Below are 1,653 nucleotides of genomic sequence, written 5' to 3'. Positions count from 1 at the left end.
GTCATTCGTCTATGTAGGCAGGACAGATGCGGTGCCCCTGAAATGGCAGAAACATTTAGAAATATCACAGAAAGAACTATACAGCAACCTAGACAACTTCAGCATAGTTGGTGTTGACAGGAACGTTTTGCGCAGTGATGTGGCTGGTAAGGCTAGTGTATCTATTGATTTAAGTGACAGGGCAACAAAAGACTACAAACGTGTGTCATTACTTATATCTAGACTCAACAATACCCATTATGCGTATAAAGCTACGCTGGTATCGTTTGTTGATAAGTCAGGAGTAGTGGTAGAGCGAACATTTGACGAAATAAAGGACGGTTTTAACTCATCAAAAATCATTAGGGGTGGCATCCCCGCACACTTTAAGGTAACTCTCTGGACTAATAAACCTGTCATCTCTATGGAATTGGAACGAGTATATTTAAGTAAATACCCAGTATTGCCCAATAAGTTTATTACACCATTTGTTGCACTTGCACTTTTCGCTGTGCTAGTGGTTTGGTGTTGTGTGTATAAGGGACTTCATAACTGGTTCTTAGCTAGAAACTGGGCATTATTTGTATTGATAGTTGCGCTTCAACTGCTACCTATAAGTTATTATAGAACGCAAGCTAAAGATAATTTAGGTGAAGAGCTGGAGAGCATTATAGCCGCCAATAATGCCGATGCTGAAACAATACTCAGAACACAGATTAATGAAGGAGTCTGGTACTCAAAGCAGCATATCTTTAACGCTGTGACTGCACAACCAGAAGAAGGACTAGCTCATTTGAATAAGCTGAGAGCTAGATACTCACTGCATTCCCCGACACACTACATTCAGTTGCATCTAGTTTCAATGTTGTTTCCAAATACGTTTAGTTTTTGGATTGGAGTGCTATTGAACATGCCTTACTATATAGGCACCTGTATTCTAATATACATTATATCAAGACGTTTCCTGCCCGGCAGACTAGCCCTGCTTCCGCTTATATTTTATGGTTTCAGTGCTGCTGGACTATATACGCCGATATTTGCACGCTCTTATGCTATAGCGACATTCTTTTTTACATTGTCAGTGTATTTGACTTTGGGTATATTAGAAAAACCAAAACTAACTAGAAAATTTTACGTGTTGCTTACTCTGTCAGTATTTCTCGGTTTTGATGCATATAACTTTTTCTCTATATGGCTTGCTCCACTATCCGTTGTGCCTGTTATATGGCTATTTAGGCATAAGCAGTTCACGGAAATTGCTAAGTGTGCTACCGCTATAGTAGCGGGGCTTGCCATATACCTAATTGTTGTTATACACCCCTTTTCTGCTATGGGGCAGATAACTGATAAAAACATAGAAATATATTTTAACATATTATTTCAAGCCTTGACTATGACTAACGATGAATTTGGCGGGAGCTTGCTTTGGCTTTGCCTGCTAGTTCTTGTTTTTGCCATATTGCGCTATAAAAATATTAAACTATTTACTCATCCTAAACTAAAATTTAGCATTGATAATGCCACTACGCCGATAAAGACACCTACACTACTATTGTGTATCTCCATAACAATGTCTTTGCTTATCTATTTTTTGGCTTATTCTAATTTTTGTGTTGAAAATACTGCTTACTCGTGGAATTTTTTACCATTAGCACCATCGCTAGCTCTGCTATT

1 protein-coding gene is annotated in these 1,653 nt (G+C 38.4%); it reads left to right on the top strand.

Translation table 11 applies throughout. The features are described from left to right. Positions 1 to 1,653, top strand: a 1,653-nt coding sequence (locus AC1MDJ_RS07745; RefSeq protein ID WP_479690347.1) for a hypothetical protein, incomplete at both ends; no start/stop codon positions are given.

Source organism: Candidatus Termitispirillum reticulitermitis, assembly GCF_054655775.1.
The sequence above is the reverse complement of the archived record's forward strand: the minus strand, read 5'-3'. Positions and strand labels throughout refer to the sequence as shown.